Here is a 16,018-nt window from a genome sequence, read left to right as displayed (position 1 = left end):
CAGTCGACGTCCTCAGCCGTGCCCGGGAACGACCCGGAGCACGAGGTGCCGATCGACGCGCCGGAGGCCGGCCAGGAGCAGGCCGAGCACTCCGCGCCCGAGGACCAGCAGCCGCAGCAGCGCGAGCAGCGCCGCCGGCCGCGCTCCGAGGACGCGCCCGACGCGCGTCCCGTCGATCGGGGCGCTCTGAGCGAGACCGGCCAGTACCACACGGGCGAGGCGCTGCGTCTGCCGCGTCGCAAGCCCGAGTTCGACGACGTCGAGCCGATGCTCGAGCGCGTCGAGAAGCTCGCGCGCCGCTGGCTCATCCGCAGTCGCGCCTTCGAGGCCGACCCCGCCGCCCGCCGCCTGGCCGGCGTGCTGCAGGACCCGGACGGACTCGACTTCACGGCCGGCTTCGTCGACGGCGTGGCCCGACCGGAGGACCTCTCGGTCGCCGCCGAGAACCTCGCGGCGCTCACCGCCAAGACCCCCGCCTTCCTCCCTCCGTACCTCCGCGCGGCGGTCGCCGCGGGCGGTGCCGTGGGCCCGGTCCTGCCCTGGATCGTCGTCCCGGCGGCCCGGCGCGTGCTGCGGCAGCTGGTCGGCCACCTGGTGGTCGACGCCTCCGACGCCCGCCTCGGCTCGGCGATCGCGTCGCTGCGCGAGGGCGGCGACCGGCTGAACCTCAATCTGCTCGGCGAGGCCGTGCTCGGCGAGCGCGAGGCGCTGCGGCGGCTGGAGGGGACGAGGCTGCTCCTCGAGCGCCCCGACGTCGACTACGTCAGCATCAAGGTCTCGAGCATCGCGAGCCAGCTCTCGATGTGGGCCTTCGACGAGGCGGTCGAGCGGATCGTCGAGCGGCTCACTCCGCTCTACGAGACGGCGGCGATGAGCCCGACCCCCAAGTTCATCAACCTCGACATGGAGGAGTACCGCGACCTCGACCTCACGGTCGCCGTCTTCCGCCGCCTCCTCGACCACCCGAACCTGCTCGAGCTGGAGGCCGGCATCGTGCTGCAGGCCTACCTGCCCGACGCCCTGGGCGTGCTGCAGGACCTGACCGCCTGGGCGACCGGGCGCCGCGCGCGCGGCGGGGCGCGGATCAAGGTGCGCGTGGTCAAGGGCGCGAACCTCGCCATGGAGCGGGTGGACGCCGCGATCCACGACTGGCCGGTCGCGACCGTCGGGAGCAAGGCCGAGGCCGACACCAACTACAAGCGACTGCTCGACTGGGCGTTCGACCCCGCGCGCACCGACGCCGTGCGGATCGGCGTCGCCGGCCACAACCTGTTCGACGTCGCCCACGCCTGGATCCTCGCGAACGAGCGGGGCGTGGTCGAGGCGGTCGACATCGAGATGCTGCTGGGCATGGCCACCGGCCTCGCGCGGGCGATCCGGGAGGACGTCGGGCAGCTGCTCCTCTACACGCCCGTGGTGCACCCGCGCGAGTTCGACGTGGCCATCTCGTACCTGATGCGGCGACTGGAGGAGAACGCGAGCCCCGAGAACTTCCTGTCGGCCGTCTTCGAGCTCGAGGACGAGAGCGTCTTCCAGCGCGAGCTGGAGCGGTTCCGCCTCTCGCTCGAGGCGCTCGACGACCGCCTGCCGGCGCCGAACCGCACGCAGGACAGGCTGCGCGAGTGGTCGTCGGGATCGGGTCGGCGCCTCGTGCAGGAGCACGCGCGCGCCGGCGAGCACTCCGTCGACCCCGCTGCCGCCGGGCTCACCGAGGCGGTCCTCGGGCTCAGCCGCGGCTCCGGAGCGGCCGCGGCGACCGCCGGGTTCCGCAACGAGCCGGACACCGACCCCTCCCTGCCCGGCAACCGCCGCTGGGCGCGCCTGATCACCGGGCGGCTCGCCACCTCCACGATCGGCACCGCCACGGCCGATGCCGCGCGGATCACGACTCCGGAGGCGCTGCAGGAGCTGCTGCGCACCGTCGAACGGCGGGCTCAGCGATGGGGCGAGCGGCTGGGCTACGACCGCGCGGCGATCCTCGACCGCGCCGGGCTCGCGCTCGCCGCGAACCGCGACCGGCTCCTCGAGGTGATGGCCTCCGAGACCGGCAAGACCATCGCCGAGGGCGATCCCGAGGTCTCCGAGGCGATCGACTTCGCCCACTACTACGCCACCCGCGCGCGCGAGCTCGACGCGGTGACGGGCGCCACCTTCGTGCCGGCGCGAGTCACGGTCGTCGCTCCGCCGTGGAACTTCCCGGTCGCGATCCCCGCCGGCTCGGTGCTCGCGGCGCTCGCCGCGGGATCGGGAGTCGTGCTGAAGCCCGCCCCGCAGGCGCGGCGCTCGGCGGCGGTGCTCGCCGAGGCGCTCTGGGACGCCGGCGTCCCGCAGGACCTCCTCGCCCTGGTCGACCTCGACGAGGAGTCGCTGGGACGTGCGCTGATCACGGATCCGCTCGTCGACCGCGTGATCCTCACCGGCAGCTACGACACCGCCAAGCTCTTCCGCTCCTGGCGGCCCGACCTGCCGCTCGTCGCCGAGACGAGCGGGAAGAACGCGATCGTGGTCACGCCCCACGCGGACTACGACCTCGCCGTGGCCGACATCGTGAGGAGCGCGTTCGGGCACGCCGGGCAGAAGTGCTCGGCTGCGTCGCTGGTGATCCTCGTCGGGTCGGTCGCCCGCTCGAAGCGGTTCCGCGCTCAGCTCGTGGACGCCGTCACCTCGCTGCGCGTGGGGTACCCCGAGGACCCGGCCTCCGTCATCGGACCGCTGATCGAGAAGCCGACCGGCAGGCTCGCGCACGCCCTCACCACGCTCGGTGCGGGGGAGTCGTGGCTCGTCGAGCCGCGGCAGCTGGACGACAGCGGTCGGCTCTGGTCGCCGGGAGTCCGCGAGGGGGTGACCGAGGACAGCTACTTCCACCTCACCGAGTTCTTCGGTCCCGTCCTCGGGATCATGCACGCGGCCACCCTCGAGGACGCGATCCGGATCCAGAACGGCACCGACTACGGGCTGACCGCCGGGCTGCACTCGCTGCACGCCGACGAGCTCGCCCTGTGGCTCGACTCCGTCGAGGCCGGCAACCTGTACGTCAACCGCGGCATCACCGGCGCGATCGTGCGCCGGCAGCCGTTCGGCGGCTGGAAGCGCTCGTCGGTCGGCGGCGGCGCGAAGGCGGGCGGTCCGAACCACCTGATCGGCCTGGGCTCGTGGAAGCCGTCGCCCGCGCGCCCGTCGTCGACGCTGCACCTGCGCGGCCTCGACGACCGGGCCCGCCGGTTCATCGAGGCGGCGCAGTCGTCGCTGCAGTTCGAGCAGTTCGACCTGCTCCGCCGCTCCGCGCTCTCGGACCAGCTCGCCTGGGCGACCGAGTTCGGAGTGGTGAGCGACATCTCGAAGGTCGGCGTCGAGCGCAACCTGTTCCGCTACCTGCGGGTGCCGATCGCGCTGCGCCTCGCCGACGGAGGCGACCTGGGGGAGCTGCTCCGCGTCATCGCCGCGGGACTGCTCACCCGGTCGAGGATGGACGTCTCGACGTCGATCCCGCTGCCGCCGCGGGTGCTCGAGATCCTCGCGGGCGACGAGCTCGCCGAGATGGCGGGGCTCGTGCCCAAGGTGGTCGTCGAGTCGGACGCGCAGTGGCTCGAGCGGGCGGCGGCCGGGCGCATCACCGCGTCGCGCATCCGCATCGTCGGCGACATCGTCTCGGACCGGGTCGACGAGTACGCCGGCCCCGGGGGCGGCGCCGCAGGGTCGCCCGGATCCGACGGCGAGGAGGCGCTCGCCGCCCGCACCGCGACGCGGTCCTTCACCGACGTGGTGACCGGCATCACCCGCGGCAGCACCGGCAAGCCGATCCCGCTGCAGCGCGCCGACGGGTCGCGGATCCCTCTCGCCTCCGCGCTCGCGGAGGCCCTCGGCGGGTCGCCGGACGTCGCGATCCACGCGAACCCCGTCACCCCGGCCGGCCGCGTCGAGCTGCTGCCCTTCCTGCGCGAGCAGGCCGTCTCGATCACCAACCACCGGTTCGGCACGCCGATCGCGCTCTCGGACGACGTGATCTGAGCGGACGGTCCGGGCGCGGTGACCCTACAAAAGGTTGTCGCTGCAACGAAAGGTGTAGGGTGACGTCATGCCTCCCGGATCCCCGACGCCCGCTGCAACGCCGACGCCCGACGGATCCCCGAGCGAGCCCCGGTGGCTCACGCCCGAGCAGCTGGGTGCGTGGATCCGCTTCATCGCGGTCGTCGAGCTGCTCCCGGGCGCGCTCGACCAGCAGCTCCAGCGCGACGCCGGCCTCACCCACTTCGAGTACATGACCCTCGCGATGCTCTCGGAGGCGCCCGACCGGACGCTGCGGATGACCACGCTCGCGACCCGCACGAACGCGACGCTGCCGCGGCTGTCGCACGTCGTCACCCGGCTCGTCGCGCGCGGCTACCTCGAGCGGCGGCCGTGCCCGACGGACGGGCGGGCGACCAACGCCGTCCTCACCGAGGAGGGGCTGGCGAAGCTCGTCGCGACCGCTCCCGGCCACGTGGCCACGGTGCTCGCCGACGTGATCGACCCGCTCGACGCCGAGCAGATCCCGCAGCTCGCCGACATCATGGCGCGCATGCTGACCCGTCTGGATCCCGACGGGCGCATGACGGTCGACGCCGTCCGCTCGGCGCTCGGTCCCTCTGCTGAGGACCCCGACGGAAACCGGTCCGCCCGGGAGTAGCCTCCCGTCTTGCGCTTCTCGACGACGATGCACCAGGTCGGCCGCACCACCGGGATCGAGGTCCCGCCCGAGGTGATCGCCGCCCTGGGCGGCACCCACGTCACCGCGATCGAGGGGGCGGAGGCCGACGCCACCCGCGCGCGGCGCGTCGCGGGCGTCGTCGAGAAGCTCGCCGTCCCCCTCCCTCCTCCTCAGGGATGACTCCGCGGCGCCGCCTGCCGAGTCCCGCACTCTGCGCGCCGGAGCCTGGATAAGGTTCACCTCAGTGCCCCACGGGGGGAGCACGCGAGCGCGGTGCGCGGAGTCGGGGGACGAGATGAGTGCGGTTCGACGTTGGGTGTTCCCGATCGTGTGGATGGTGATCATCGGAGCGGCGAGCATCGCGCTCGTCAAGATCGCCTTCTTCCCGGACAGCGCGGCCGAGGCCGATCCGACCGTCCCGACCGGCGAGCTCACCGAGCCGGTCGTGACCGTCGCCCGCGGCACCATCACCAACGACCTCACCCTGCAGGGCTCCGTCGCCGCCGACCCTGCCGTGCCGCTCAAGGCCACCGCCGTCGGCACCGTCGACGACGTGTACATCGAGCAGGGCGCGACGGTCGCCGAGGGCGACCTCGTGTACGACATCCGCGTCGAGACCGCGCGCGACCCGGTCGAGACCACCGCGGCCGACGGCACCGTGAGCGTCTCGCAGCCGCCCCCTGCGGTGCGCTTCGAGCGCGTGTACGCCGAGGCCGACGGCGTGCTCAGCGCCCTCGGCGTCATCCACGACCAGGCCGTGACGGTCGGGGAGGTGACCGGCCAGGTCGCTCCGCCCCGCTTCTCGGTCACGGGATCGATCGACGCGCAGCAGCTCTACCGGATCCAGGACCGCCCCACCGAGGCGCAGGTCTCGATCACCGGAGGCCCGGCCGCGTTCACCTGCACCGGCCTCGCGATCACCACGCCGCTCGCGGGCGAGGGCACCGGAGAGGCGGCGGGCGGCGAGGCGGCTCCGACCGGCTCCGGCACGAGCTTCCGCTGCCAGGTGCCCGCCGAGGTCACCGTGTTCCCGGGCCTCGCCGCCACCGTCACGCTGGCCGGCGGCCTGGCCGAGGACGTCCTGGTGGTGCCGACGACCGCCGTCGAGGGCACGGCCGAGTCGGGAGTCGTCTTCCGGCTCGCCGAGGACGGCTCGACCGAGGAGGTCCCCGTGACGCTCGGGCTCACCGACGGCTCGAGCGTCGAGATCACGGGAGGCGTGGACGAGGGCGCGGAGCTGCTGCAGTTCGTGCCGGGGGCCACCGCGAACGACGCCGCCGTCGAGGGCGGCGAGTGCGTGCAGAACCCCGACGGCTCGGTGTTCTGCCCGTGACGATCCTCCGGCTCGAGGGGATCCGGAAGGTCGTGCCGCTGCCCGACGCGCCCCCGCTGACGATCCTCGACGGCGTCGACCTCGAGGTGGGGGAGGGCGATCACGTGTCGGTCGTCGGCCGCAGCGGCTCCGGCAAGTCCACGCTCCTGAACATCCTCGGCCTGATCGACGAGCCGACCGAGGGGCGGATGCTGCTCGAGGGGCGGCCGACCGAGACCCTGTCCTCGCGGGCGCGGGCGCGCATCCGCGGCGGCAGCATCGGCTTCATCTTCCAGCAGTTCAACCTGCTCGACGGCCGCACCGCCCGCGAGAACGTGATGACCCCGCTGCTCTACGCCTCCGGACGCGAGTTCTGGCGCCGCCGCGAGATCGCGGCCGAGATGCTCGAGCGCGTGGGCCTCGGGCACCGCGTCGACTCCTCGCCCGGGCGGATGTCCGGCGGCGAGCAGCAGCGCATCGCGATCGCGCGCGCACTGGTGCGCCGTCCGCGGCTGATCCTGGCCGACGAGCCCACCGGCGCACTCGACACCGACACGGGGGAGACCGTGATGAGCCTGCTCGACGAGATCGCCCGCGAGTCGGGCTCGGCTCTCGTGACCATCACGCACGACCCGGCGATCGCCTCCCGCGCCGAGCGGCACTACCGGCTCGACCGCGGCCGGCTGGACACGGCGTCCTCGGCGGGGACGCTGCACGACCGGGCGCCCGCGCACGCCGCGCCCGCGGCCGACCCCGAGGGCGCGCTCTGATGGGCGGCCTGGTCGGCATCGCCGGCGCGATCGTCGAGGCGTGGACCGAGCTGCGCATCCACCGCGGCCGCGTGCTGCTCTCGCTCATCGGAGTGGCGGTCGCCGTCGCGGCGCTCACCGGAGTCGTCGCGGCCGGCGGCATCGCCCGCCAGGCGAGCATCGAGCAGGCCGAGCGCTCGAGCGGGCGCCCCGCCAGCCTCTACGTCAGCGCCTACACGACGAGCGGCGACGGCGTCGTCGACCCCGCCGCACTCCAGACGGCGTGGGAGACGGTGCTCGAGCGCTACGGCATCACGTACGCGAGCCGCACGACCTACGGATCCGCGCGCGTGCAGTTCGCGGACGGAGCCGTGGACGTGCCCGTCACCGCCGTCGACCAGCCCTACGCCGAGATGCACCGCCTCGAGGTCGAGGAGGGCAGCTGGTTCACCGAGCGCGACGAGCTCCGGCTCGCTCCCGCCGTCGTCGTGAGCGAGATCTTCTGGGACCGCCTCGGGCGACCTGACCTCGCCACGCACCCCACGGTCACCCTCCTGGGTGCCGAGCGCGACACGACCGCGGTTGTGGTGGGGGTGACCCCGGTGACCCAGTGGGACACCGAGCCCACGATGATGATGCTCGCCGACGGGTACGCGGGCGTCGCCGAGGAGCCCGCGGCCGAGGACCCGTTCGGCGGCGGAGCGATCCCGAACTACGAGATGTGGGTGCCGCTGGACATCGCGGAGCCGCTCGCCCAGGCGGTGCAGCGCGACATCGCGGCCGCGCTCGGCCCGGGGATCGACGCCGACGTGAGCCGCCAGGACTACCTCACGTACGACTCGGATCCGTTCGGGGTGCTGACCTGGGTGATCGGCGGCGTCGCCGGACTGGTGCTCGCCCTCGGGGCGCTCGGGCTCCTGAACATCGCCCTCGTCACGGTGCGGCAGCGCATCCGCGAGATCGGGATCCGGCGCAGCTTCGGCGCCTCCTCCGGCCGCATCTTCTTCTCGATCATGATGGAGAGCGTGGTCGCGACGGTGGTCGCCGGCGTCGCGGGGGTCGCGATCGCGGTGATCCTCGTCACCAATCCGCTGACCGTCGGCTGGATCCAGCAGAACGGCATCGAGGACATCCCGCCGTTCCCGGCGGAGGCGGCACTGCTGGGGCTCGGCGCGGCGACCCTCGTCGGGGCGCTGGCCGGTCTCGTCCCGGCGATCGTGGCCGTCCGGGTCAAGGTCATCGACGCGATCCGGTACTGACGTGCGGGGGCGAGCGCGGCGGGCGGCGGCGGGACTGCTCGCGGCGGTGGTCCTCGCCCTCGTGGGCTGCACGGCGCCGCCCACGGGCTCCCAGGACGCGCTGGACGCGCTGGCGGAGCGCGTCGGCGCGGCGGAGGGTGTCGACTCCGTCACGAGCTCGCTCGACCAGGCGGACGTCAAGGACCGCCCGGACGAGTGGATCGCCTTCGTCGAGGTCGGCGCCGGAGGCAGCGACCTCCGGACCGCCTCGGCGGTGCAGGTCGCGCTCGGTGCGGGGGTCGTCGGAGCGGACCTGCGGGTGAGCCTGAGCGTCGGTGCGGGGGAGGGCCTCGCCCCCGTGCACCTCGATCCTCGCCGCAGGGCGGACGTCGCTCTCGCGGAGGACCTCCGCTCGCTGCCGGTCGTCGACCGGGTCGACCTGGTCTCGGGACGGACCGCGTCGCTCACGGCGGACGCGGACCTCGCCGATGCCGTCCCCGTCATCCGTCCGCTCGCCCCGCTCCCGGACGAGCGCGGCGCGCTCTCGCTCTCGACCGGGACGAGCCTGATCGGAGTCGACGGCACGCGTCCCGGCGCGGCCCTGCTCGCGCGCCTCGACCGGCTCGACGAGGACCCCGGGATCGACGAGGTGCGGACGGGCACCGGTGCGCCCCTGGCGCTCCGGGCCTCGGTCGACGTCGTCGCGGAGGACGTCCCGGCGGTCGCCGCGCTGCTCGCTGCCACGCCGGACGAGGCCGCCGACGCGGGCACGCACCCGCGGACCGCCTTCACCGTCTCGGCGCCCGGGTACGGCGGGACGACGAGCGGGTTCCTGGGGCTCCCGCTCGGCTCCGCGGAGCCGGACGATCTCTCGCGGACGGGGGAGCCGCCGGTGGATCCCTCCGAGACGGCCGAGAGGATCGCGGTGGGCGAGGCGGGCGTGCGCGCGGTCCTCGAGTCCGCCGCCGCCGCGACCGGCGTCGCCGCCGAGGTCGCCGTGCGTGTCGAGGAGTGCCCCGACGGGCGGGGGACGCGGGTGGCGGGCGGTGCGGTGGTACCCGTCTTCACGGTGTTCGACAGCCCGCAGGAGCCCTTCGACGCGATCGTCGCGCAGTGGGCCGAGGCGGGCTTCGAACAGGTCGACCGGACGATGGGGCGCGACTACTGGGCCTCGAAGGCGCGGCGCGAGGACTCCGTCGACTCGGTGAGCATCCGCGGCACCCAGGAGGGGCTGAGCCTCACCGCGACCGCGGAGTGCGTGCGACCGTGACGCGCAGCGCCGCAGGCTAGGGCGCCGTCGAGCGCCGCACGACGAGCTCGGGCTGGAACACGGTCTGCCGGGGGATCAGCTCGGGGTCGGCGGCCTCCTCGAGCAGCACCCGCAGCGCTGTGCGCCCGATCGTGGTGCTCGGCTGGCGCATCGACGAGAGCGGCACGGCGGCGGCGGCGGCGAAGGCGATGTCGTCGAAGCCGATCAACGCGATCTCGTCGGGCACCAGCATCCGCCCGTTCGCGGCCAGCGACTGCAGCAGCCCGAGGGCGAGGAGGTCGTTCGCGGCGAAGACGGCGTCGGGGCGCTCGCGGCGGGGCCGGGACGCCAGGCGCTCGCCCGCCGCGACCCCCTCGGCCACGGTGAGCGCCGAGGTGGCGACCACCTCGATGTCGACGGGGGTCTCGCTGTCCTCCGCGGCGACCCGCGCTCCCGCCAGCCGGTCGACGACCTGGCGGATCTCGAACGGGCCGCCGACGAAGGCGAGGCGCCGCCGGCCGGTGGCGATGAGGTGGTTGACGGCCATCCGCCCACCGGCGACGTTGTCGACAGAGACCGAGCTGAAGCGCCCGTCGCCGCTGAAGCGGTCGACGAGCACGGCGGGGATGCCGCGCTCGCGCAGGCGCTCGAGCCGACGGGTGATGTCTCCGTGCGGGGAGACGAGCACGCCGCGCACCTGCTGCTCCTCGAACAGGTCGAGGTAGTGGCGCTCGCGGGCGACGTCCTGGTCGGTGTTGCCGTGCAGCACGGCGATGCCGTGGCGGGACGCCTCGTCGACGGCCCCGTGGACCACGTCGCCGAAGAACGGGTTGCGGCCGTCGAGCACGACGAAGCCGACGGTCGAGCTGACGCCGTTGCGGAGCTTGCGGGCCGCGTCGTTGCGCACGTAGCCGAGCTCCTCGATCGCGGAGTTCACCCGCACGAGGTTCTCGGCCGAGACCTCGTCCGGGCGGTTGAGCACGTTCGAGACCGTGCCCACCGAGACGCCGGCGTGCTGCGCCACGTCGCGGATGCTCGCTGCCACTGTTCCCCTCCATCACGACCGCGCAACGAGCGGCACTGCTCGTCTTGACCGACCCGGTCGTCGTCCCTAGAGTATGCCTGAACAGCGGATGAATCGATTCAGGTTCCGACGTCCCCGTCCTCCGCGGCGGGAACCCGCCACTCCGCTCGCCCCACACCCCCCTGCCCTCGACGAGGAGGCACCTCCGTGACAGACACCGCGCCCGCCCCGGCGCTCGAGCTCGCCCGGGTGGTGAAGTCCTTCGGCGCCGTCGTCGCGCTGCGCTCGGGCACCCTGACCCTGCACTCGGGCTCCATCCACGCGCTGATCGGCGAGAACGGCGCGGGCAAGTCGACGCTCGTGAAGATCATCGCCGGGGTCCACCGCCGCGACGCGGGGGAGTTCCTGCTCCACGGCCGCGACGTCGACTTCACCTCGACCGCGCAGTCCAAGGCCGCCGGCGTCGCCGTGATCTACCAGGAGCCGACGCTCTTCCCCGACCTCTCGGTCACCGAGAACATCTTCATGGGCCGCCAGCCCACCGACCGCTTCGGCCGGATCGACCGCCGGGCCATGCGCGCCGAGGTCGAGCAGCTCATGCGCCGGCTCGGCGTGGCGATCGATCCGGAGCGGCCCGCCGAGGGCCTCTCGATCGCCGACCAGCAGATCATCGAGATCGCGAAGGCCATCTCGCTCGACGCCTCCGTCCTGGTGATGGACGAGCCGACGGCCGCCCTCTCGGGCGTCGAGGTCGAGCGCCTCTTCGCCGTGGCGCGGAGCCTGCGCGACGAGGGCCGGGCGCTGGTGTTCATCTCGCACCGCTTCGACGAGGTCTTCGCCCTCTGCGACACGATCACCGTGATGCGCGACGGCTCGTACATCGCGACGACGCCGACCACCGAGGCCACGATCGACGGGATCGTGCGCCAGATGGTGGGCCGCGACGTGACCGAGCTGTTCCCGAAGCAGCCGGCCGAGATCGGCGAGGTCGTCCTCGCGGTCCAGGGCCTCACCCAGCCGGGCGTCTTCCACGACATCTCGTTCACCGTGCGGGCGGGCGAGATCGTCGGTCTCGCCGGGCTCGTGGGCGCCGGTCGCAGCGAGGTGGCCCGGGCGGTCTTCGGAGTGGACCCGTACCAGAGCGGCACCGTCACGCTGAACGGGGCCCCGCTGCCCCGGCGCGACCCGGCCGGTGCGATGCGCGCCGGGGTCGCCCTCGTGCCCGAGGACCGCCGCAAGCAGGGCCTGGTGCTCGACGCCTCCGTCTCGAACAACATCACCACGGCGATCCGCCGCGGCCTGACGAAGGGCGGCCTGCTCACCCGCGGAGCCGAGAACTCGGCGGCGCGGATCTGGGCCGGGCGCCTCGAGGTGAAGACCAACGCGCTCGACACGGTCGCCGGCACCCTCTCGGGCGGCAACCAGCAGAAGGTCGTCCTGGGCAAGTGGCTCGCCACGAACCCGAAGGTGCTGATCATCGACGAGCCCACCCGCGGCATCGACGTCGGCACCAAGTCCGAGGTGCACCGGCTGCTCTCGCAGCTCGCGGGCGAGGGCATGGCGATCCTCATGATCTCCTCCGAGCTGCCCGAGGTGCTGGGCATGGCCGACCGCGTCCTGGTGATGCGCGAGGGCCGCCTGACCGGCGAGCTCCCGCGCGCCGAGGCGACCAGCGAGGCCGTCATGCTCGCCGCGACCGGCGGCACCGGCGCGATCGCCGCCGATCCGACCGCCGCGGGCACGTCCGCCCGCGGCACCGAAGGGAGCGCCGCATGAGCGCCGCCACGACCACCGAGCCGCGGACGGGCCGGCCGGCGCCCTTCTCGGGCGGCCTCTCCCGCGGACTCCGCGGCTTCGCGACGGCGCGCGAGACGAGCATCCTGCTCGCCATCGTGCTGCTGGTCGCGGTGACGACGGTGAAGAACCCGTCCTTCCTCTTCTCGCCCGACGGCTGGCGCGACCTCCTGCTGACGCCGTCGATCCTGGTGCTCGTGGCCGTGGGCCAGGCGATCGTCGTGATCACCCGCAGCGTCGACCTCTCGGTCGGCTCGATCCTCGGGCTCACCGCGTACCTCACCGGCCGGCTCTTCCTCGACGTGCCGGGTCTGCCGATCATCGTCGTCTTCGTCGCGGGGATCCTCTTCGGGTCGCTGCTGGGCCTCATCAACGGCGCGCTGGTCGCCTTCGCGAAGGTGCCCGCGCTGGTCATCACCCTCGGCACGCTCTACGCCTACCGCGGCATCAACGTGGCCTGGGCGGGCAGCGACCGGGTCAACGCCTCGGACATGCCGAAGGACTTCCTGGCGCTGGGCACGGGGCAGATCCTCACCATCCCGATCCTCACGATCATCGCGCTCGTGGTTCTGGTCGTCGCCGGGTACTGCATGCGCAACCTGCGGGCGGGGCGCGAGTTCTACGCCATCGGCTCCGAGCCGGACGCGGCCCGCCTCTACGGCCTGCCGGTCACCCGGCGGATCCTCACCGCCTTCGTGCTGAGCGGCGCGCTGACCGGTCTCGCCGGCGTGCTGTACGCGGCCCGCTACGGCACCGTCAACTCGCAGGCCGGCTCCGGCTGGGAGCTCGACGCCGTGGGCGCGGCGGTCATCGGAGGCGTCGCGATCTTCGGCGGTTCCGGAACGGTCTGGGGGGCGGCGCTCGGCGCGGTCCTGCTCCTGACCATCAACCGGGCCCTCCCGATCCTGGGCGTGCAGGACTTCTGGCAGCGCGCCGTCGTCGGCGTCCTCATCATCGGCGCGATCGTGTTCGACCGCGTCCTCTCGATCCGGCAGTCCCGCCGGCTCCTGGCAGAAAGGGACGACGCGCGATGAGCTCTCTCTCGACCGAGACGACCGCCGTGCGCACGGCGCGGACCTACCGCGACTACGGTCACGGACCCCTCCGCCGCATCCTGCTGACCCGCGAGACCGCGATCATCGCGCTGCTGGTGCTCGTGGTGCTCGTCGCCTCCGCCACCGTGCGGAACTTCGACCGCCCGATCACGGTGACCTACCTCCTCCTGGACATCGCCCCCGTGCTGCTGATCGCCCTGCCGATGACGCTGATCATCGTGACGGGCGAGATCGACCTCTCCGTCGCCTCGACGGTCGGGCTGGCGAGCGTGCTGACCGGCATCCTCACCCAGGCGGGCGCTCCGTTCGCGGTGGCCGCGCTCGTAGCTCTGCTGGCGGGCGCCGTGGGAGGAGCGCTGAACGGGTTCCTGATCACGGTGGTCGGCCTGCCGTCGCTGGCTGTGACCATCGGCACGCTCGCGCTGTACCGCGGGCTCGCCGTCGGACTGCTGGGGACCACGGCCGTCACCGACTTCCCCGAGTTCTGGACCGACCTCGCGACGTCCAAGATCGGCGACTCCCCGATCCCGACGATCGTCGTGCCGATCGTGGTCCTGGCCGTCGTGTTCGCGGTGCTGCTGCACTTCACGTCCTTCGGCCGCGGGATCTACGCGATCGGCCTGAACGACGAGGCCTCGACCTTCTCGGGCGTGAACGTGAACCGGACGAAGTTCGTCCTGTTCCTGCTCTCGGGCGTGGTGTCGGCCTTCGCCGGCGTCTACTTCACGCTGCGCTACGGCTCGGCTCGCGGCGACAACGCGACGGGCCTGGAGCTCCAGGTGATCGCCGCGGTGCTGCTGGGCGGCGTCTCGATCTTCGGCGGTCGCGGGGCTCTGCACGGGGTCCTCGCCGGCGTCGTGCTGATCGGGATCCTCGCCAGTGCACTGCGACTGGCCAACGTCACCTCCGACGTCATCAACATCATCACCGGAGTGCTCCTCGTGCTCTCGGTGGTGTCCACCAGCCTCCTGGGCTGGGTGCAGAAGAAGCGCACCCGCCCCGGGACACCCCGATCGGCCCCGGGCCCGCGCCCGTGACCGATCCGCACCGACAGCACCTCCCGCACCGGGCCGGCGGAGGCCGGACCCGCACTCCGATCGAAAGGACGAAACGATGACGTTTCCCACGAAGGGCCGCGCGCTCCGGCGCCTGGGCTCCGTGACAGCAGCGGCGGTGGCGTTCGCGCTCGTCGCGACCGGCTGCTCCGCCGGCGGCTCCGACTCCGGCTCCGGCTCCGAGGGTGGAGGCGACGCGAACTACGCGATCACCTTCCTCCCCAAGAACCTCGGCAACGCGTACTTCGACACCTCCGACGCCGGAGGCGAGAAGGCGATCGAGGAGTTCGGCGGCACGTACGCCGAGGTCGGGCCGTCGGAGGCGACCCCCGACGCGCAGGTCTCCTACATCAACACGCTCACGCAGCAAGGCGCAGGAGCGATCGTGCTCTCGGCGAACGACCCGAAGGCGATCTGCGACGCGCTGAACGAGGCCCGCGACAACGACGTGAAGGTGGTCACCTTCGACTCCGACACGAACGCCGACTGCCGCGACCTCTACATCAACCAGGCCACCGCCGAGGGCATCGCCAAGGCGCAGGTCGACCTGATCACCGAGCAGATCGGCGACTCCGGGGAGATCGCGATCCTCTCGGCCTCGGCGAACGCCACGAATCAGAACGCGTGGATCGAGCTGATGACCGAGGAGCTCGAGGCGAACCACCCCGACGTGACCCTCGTCGACACCGTCTACGGCGACGACGACGACCAGACCTCGTTCGACAAGACGGCGGCGCTGCTGCAGTCGCACCCCGACCTCAAGGGCATCGTCTCGCCCACGACGGTCGGCATCGCGGCGGCCGCGCGCTACCTCTCGACCTCGGACTACAAGGGGAAGGTCGCGCTGACCGGTCTCGGCACGCCGAACCAGATGCGCGAGTACGTCGAGGACGGCACCGTCACGGCGTTCGCGCTGTGGAACCCGGGAGACCTCGGCTACCTCGCTGCCTACGCCGCGAAGGCCCTGATCGACGGCGACATCACCGGCGAGACCGGCGACTCGTTCGAGGCGGGCGACCTGGGCACGTTCGAGGTGGGCGAGGACGCGACCGTGCTCCTCGGCGACCCGTTCGTGTTCGACGCCGAGAACATCGCGGACTTCGACTTCTGAGTCGCATCTGCACTGCGGGCCCTCGCGATCCTCGGATCGCGGGGGCCCGCTCTCGTCAGCCCAGGTCCGCTCTCGTCAGCCCAACGTGATCAGGAGCTCGTCGCCGTCGAGGTCGACCAGGGCGTCGGAGTAGTGCGCGATGCGGGGGAGGCCCTCGGTCGTCGGGCTGTCGTGCCCGCCGACGACGACGACGCGCATCCCGGCGGCGAGCCCCGAGCGGATGCCCGCCTCGGCGTCCTCGAAGACGACGGCGTCCGCGGCTGCGACGCGCAGGCGCTCGGCGGCGGCCAGGTACCCGTCGGGGGCGGGCTTGCCGTGCAGCACGTCGTCGGCCGTGACGACGACGTCGGGGGCGGGCACCCCGGCGGCTGCGAGCCGGCCGGCCGCGAGGGCGGGGCTCGCCGAGGTGACGAGGGCGACGCAGGGGCGGGGCAGCGCCGCGAGGAACGCGACCGCGCCGGGGATCTCGACGGTCCCCTCCGTGTGCTCGAGCTCGTACGCGTTCAGCTCGGCGACGATCGCGGCGACGTCGCTGCCGGGCGGGGCGAAGCGGCGCACGCTGTCCTCGGCGCGCACCCCGTGCACCGAGGCGAGGATCATCGCGCGGTCCAGGCCGAAGCGATCGGCGAAGTCGCGCCAGATGGTCTCGACGACCGCGGTCGAGTCGACCAGTGTCCCGTCCATGTCGAAGAGGGCGGCGCGGGCGCGGATCAGGTGCGGCATGCGTCCATCCTGGCCCAGGCC

13 protein-coding genes are annotated in these 16,018 nt (G+C 73.1%); 11 read left to right on the top strand and 2 right to left on the bottom strand.

The features are described 5' to 3' along the window. Positions 1-267 precede the first annotated feature (267 nt). The 7 genes from IOC53_RS03810 (at position 268) to IOC53_RS03780 (ending at position 9,256) form a co-directional block, all read left to right on the top strand. Complete coding sequence (locus IOC53_RS03810) at positions 268-4,008, top strand: bifunctional proline dehydrogenase/L-glutamate gamma-semialdehyde dehydrogenase (protein WP_207403138.1); 3,741 nt, start codon at positions 268-270, stop codon at positions 4,006-4,008. Positions 4,009-4,075: 67 nt separating this feature from the next. Next, positions 4,076-4,666: a MarR family winged helix-turn-helix transcriptional regulator gene (locus IOC53_RS03805; protein ID WP_207403059.1), complete on the top strand. Its 591-nt coding sequence runs from the start codon at positions 4,076-4,078 to the stop codon at positions 4,664-4,666. Between the two features lie 9 nt (positions 4,667-4,675). Continuing rightward, positions 4,676-4,867, top strand: a complete 192-nt coding sequence (locus IOC53_RS03800; protein WP_207403058.1) for a hypothetical protein — start codon at positions 4,676-4,678, stop codon at positions 4,865-4,867. 136 nt (positions 4,868-5,003) lie between these two features. Next, positions 5,004-6,020, top strand: a complete 1,017-nt coding sequence (locus IOC53_RS03795; RefSeq protein ID WP_207403057.1) for an efflux RND transporter periplasmic adaptor subunit — start codon at positions 5,004-5,006, stop codon at positions 6,018-6,020. Further along, on the top strand, positions 6,017-6,769 hold the full coding sequence (locus IOC53_RS03790; RefSeq protein WP_207403056.1) for an ABC transporter ATP-binding protein: 753 nt from the start codon (positions 6,017-6,019) through the stop codon (positions 6,767-6,769). The genes IOC53_RS03795 and IOC53_RS03790 overlap by 4 nt, the downstream gene beginning before the upstream one ends. Next, on the top strand, positions 6,769-8,007 hold the full coding sequence (locus tag IOC53_RS03785) for an ABC transporter permease (RefSeq protein ID WP_207403055.1): 1,239 nt from the start codon (positions 6,769-6,771) through the stop codon (positions 8,005-8,007). The genes IOC53_RS03790 and IOC53_RS03785 overlap by 1 nt, the downstream gene beginning before the upstream one ends. A gap of 1 nt (position 8,008) precedes the next feature. After that, positions 8,009-9,256 carry a hypothetical protein gene (locus IOC53_RS03780; RefSeq protein WP_207403054.1) on the top strand — a complete coding sequence of 416 codons (1,248 nt, stop codon included), beginning with the start codon at positions 8,009-8,011 and terminating at the stop codon, positions 9,254-9,256. 16 nt (positions 9,257-9,272) lie between these two features. On the opposite strand, the gene IOC53_RS03775 is transcribed toward IOC53_RS03780, so the two are convergent. Beyond that, positions 9,273-10,280: a LacI family DNA-binding transcriptional regulator gene (locus IOC53_RS03775; protein ID WP_207403053.1), complete on the bottom strand. Its 1,008-nt coding sequence runs from the start codon at positions 10,278-10,280 to the stop codon at positions 9,273-9,275. Between the two features lie 186 nt (positions 10,281-10,466). Here IOC53_RS03775 and IOC53_RS03770 point away from each other — a divergent pair, with 186 nt between their 5' ends. From IOC53_RS03770 to rhaS, 4 genes are all read left to right on the top strand, one after another. Continuing rightward, on the top strand, positions 10,467-12,035 hold the full coding sequence (locus tag IOC53_RS03770) for a sugar ABC transporter ATP-binding protein (protein ID WP_207403052.1): 1,569 nt from the start codon (positions 10,467-10,469) through the stop codon (positions 12,033-12,035). Continuing rightward, on the top strand, positions 12,032-13,087 hold the full coding sequence (locus IOC53_RS03765; protein ID WP_207403051.1) for an ABC transporter permease: 1,056 nt from the start codon (positions 12,032-12,034) through the stop codon (positions 13,085-13,087). Before IOC53_RS03770 ends, IOC53_RS03765 begins: the two co-directional genes overlap by 4 nt. After that, entirely contained in the window at positions 13,084-14,145 is a 1,062-nt protein-coding gene (locus tag IOC53_RS03760) for an ABC transporter permease (protein WP_207403050.1), read from the top strand. Before IOC53_RS03765 ends, IOC53_RS03760 begins: the two co-directional genes overlap by 4 nt. Before the next feature lie 76 nt (positions 14,146-14,221). Next, a complete protein-coding gene (gene rhaS, locus IOC53_RS03755) occupies positions 14,222-15,274 on the top strand; it encodes a rhamnose ABC transporter substrate-binding protein (RefSeq protein ID WP_207403049.1) in 1,053 nt (350 codons plus the stop codon). Between the two features lie 75 nt (positions 15,275-15,349). Here rhaS and IOC53_RS03750 read toward each other — a convergent pair whose 3' ends face one another. Next, on the bottom strand, positions 15,350-15,997 hold the full coding sequence (locus tag IOC53_RS03750; protein ID WP_207403048.1) for an HAD-IA family hydrolase: 648 nt from the start codon (positions 15,995-15,997) through the stop codon (positions 15,350-15,352). Positions 15,998-16,018 lie beyond the last annotated feature (21 nt).

Origin of the sequence: Rathayibacter sp. SD072, assembly GCF_017355185.1 — a bacterium.
In the GTDB taxonomy this organism is placed as follows: Bacteria; Actinomycetota; Actinomycetes; order Actinomycetales; family Microbacteriaceae; genus Rathayibacter.
The sequence above is the reverse complement of the archived record's forward strand: the minus strand, read 5'-3'. Positions and strand labels throughout refer to the sequence as shown.

What these genes read in the sequence shown, in the direction of transcription:
- IOC53_RS03810 (WP_207403138.1), top strand. Translation starts at nt 268, where the DNA reads ATGCTCGAGCGCGTCGAGAAGCTCGCGCGCCGCTGGCTCATCCGCAGT.
- IOC53_RS03805 (WP_207403059.1), top strand. Translation starts at nt 4,076, where the DNA reads ATGCCTCCCGGATCCCCGACGCCCGCTGCAACGCCGACGCCCGACGGA.
- IOC53_RS03785 (WP_207403055.1), top strand. Translation starts at nt 6,769, where the DNA reads ATGGGCGGCCTGGTCGGCATCGCCGGCGCGATCGTCGAGGCGTGGACC.
- IOC53_RS03765 (WP_207403051.1), top strand. Translation starts at nt 12,032, where the DNA reads ATGAGCGCCGCCACGACCACCGAGCCGCGGACGGGCCGGCCGGCGCCC.
- IOC53_RS03760 (WP_207403050.1), top strand. Translation starts at nt 13,084, where the DNA reads ATGAGCTCTCTCTCGACCGAGACGACCGCCGTGCGCACGGCGCGGACC.
- rhaS (WP_207403049.1), top strand. Translation starts at nt 14,222, where the DNA reads ATGACGTTTCCCACGAAGGGCCGCGCGCTCCGGCGCCTGGGCTCCGTG.
- IOC53_RS03750 (WP_207403048.1), bottom strand. Translation starts at nt 15,997, where the DNA reads ATGCCGCACCTGATCCGCGCCCGCGCCGCCCTCTTCGACATGGACGGG.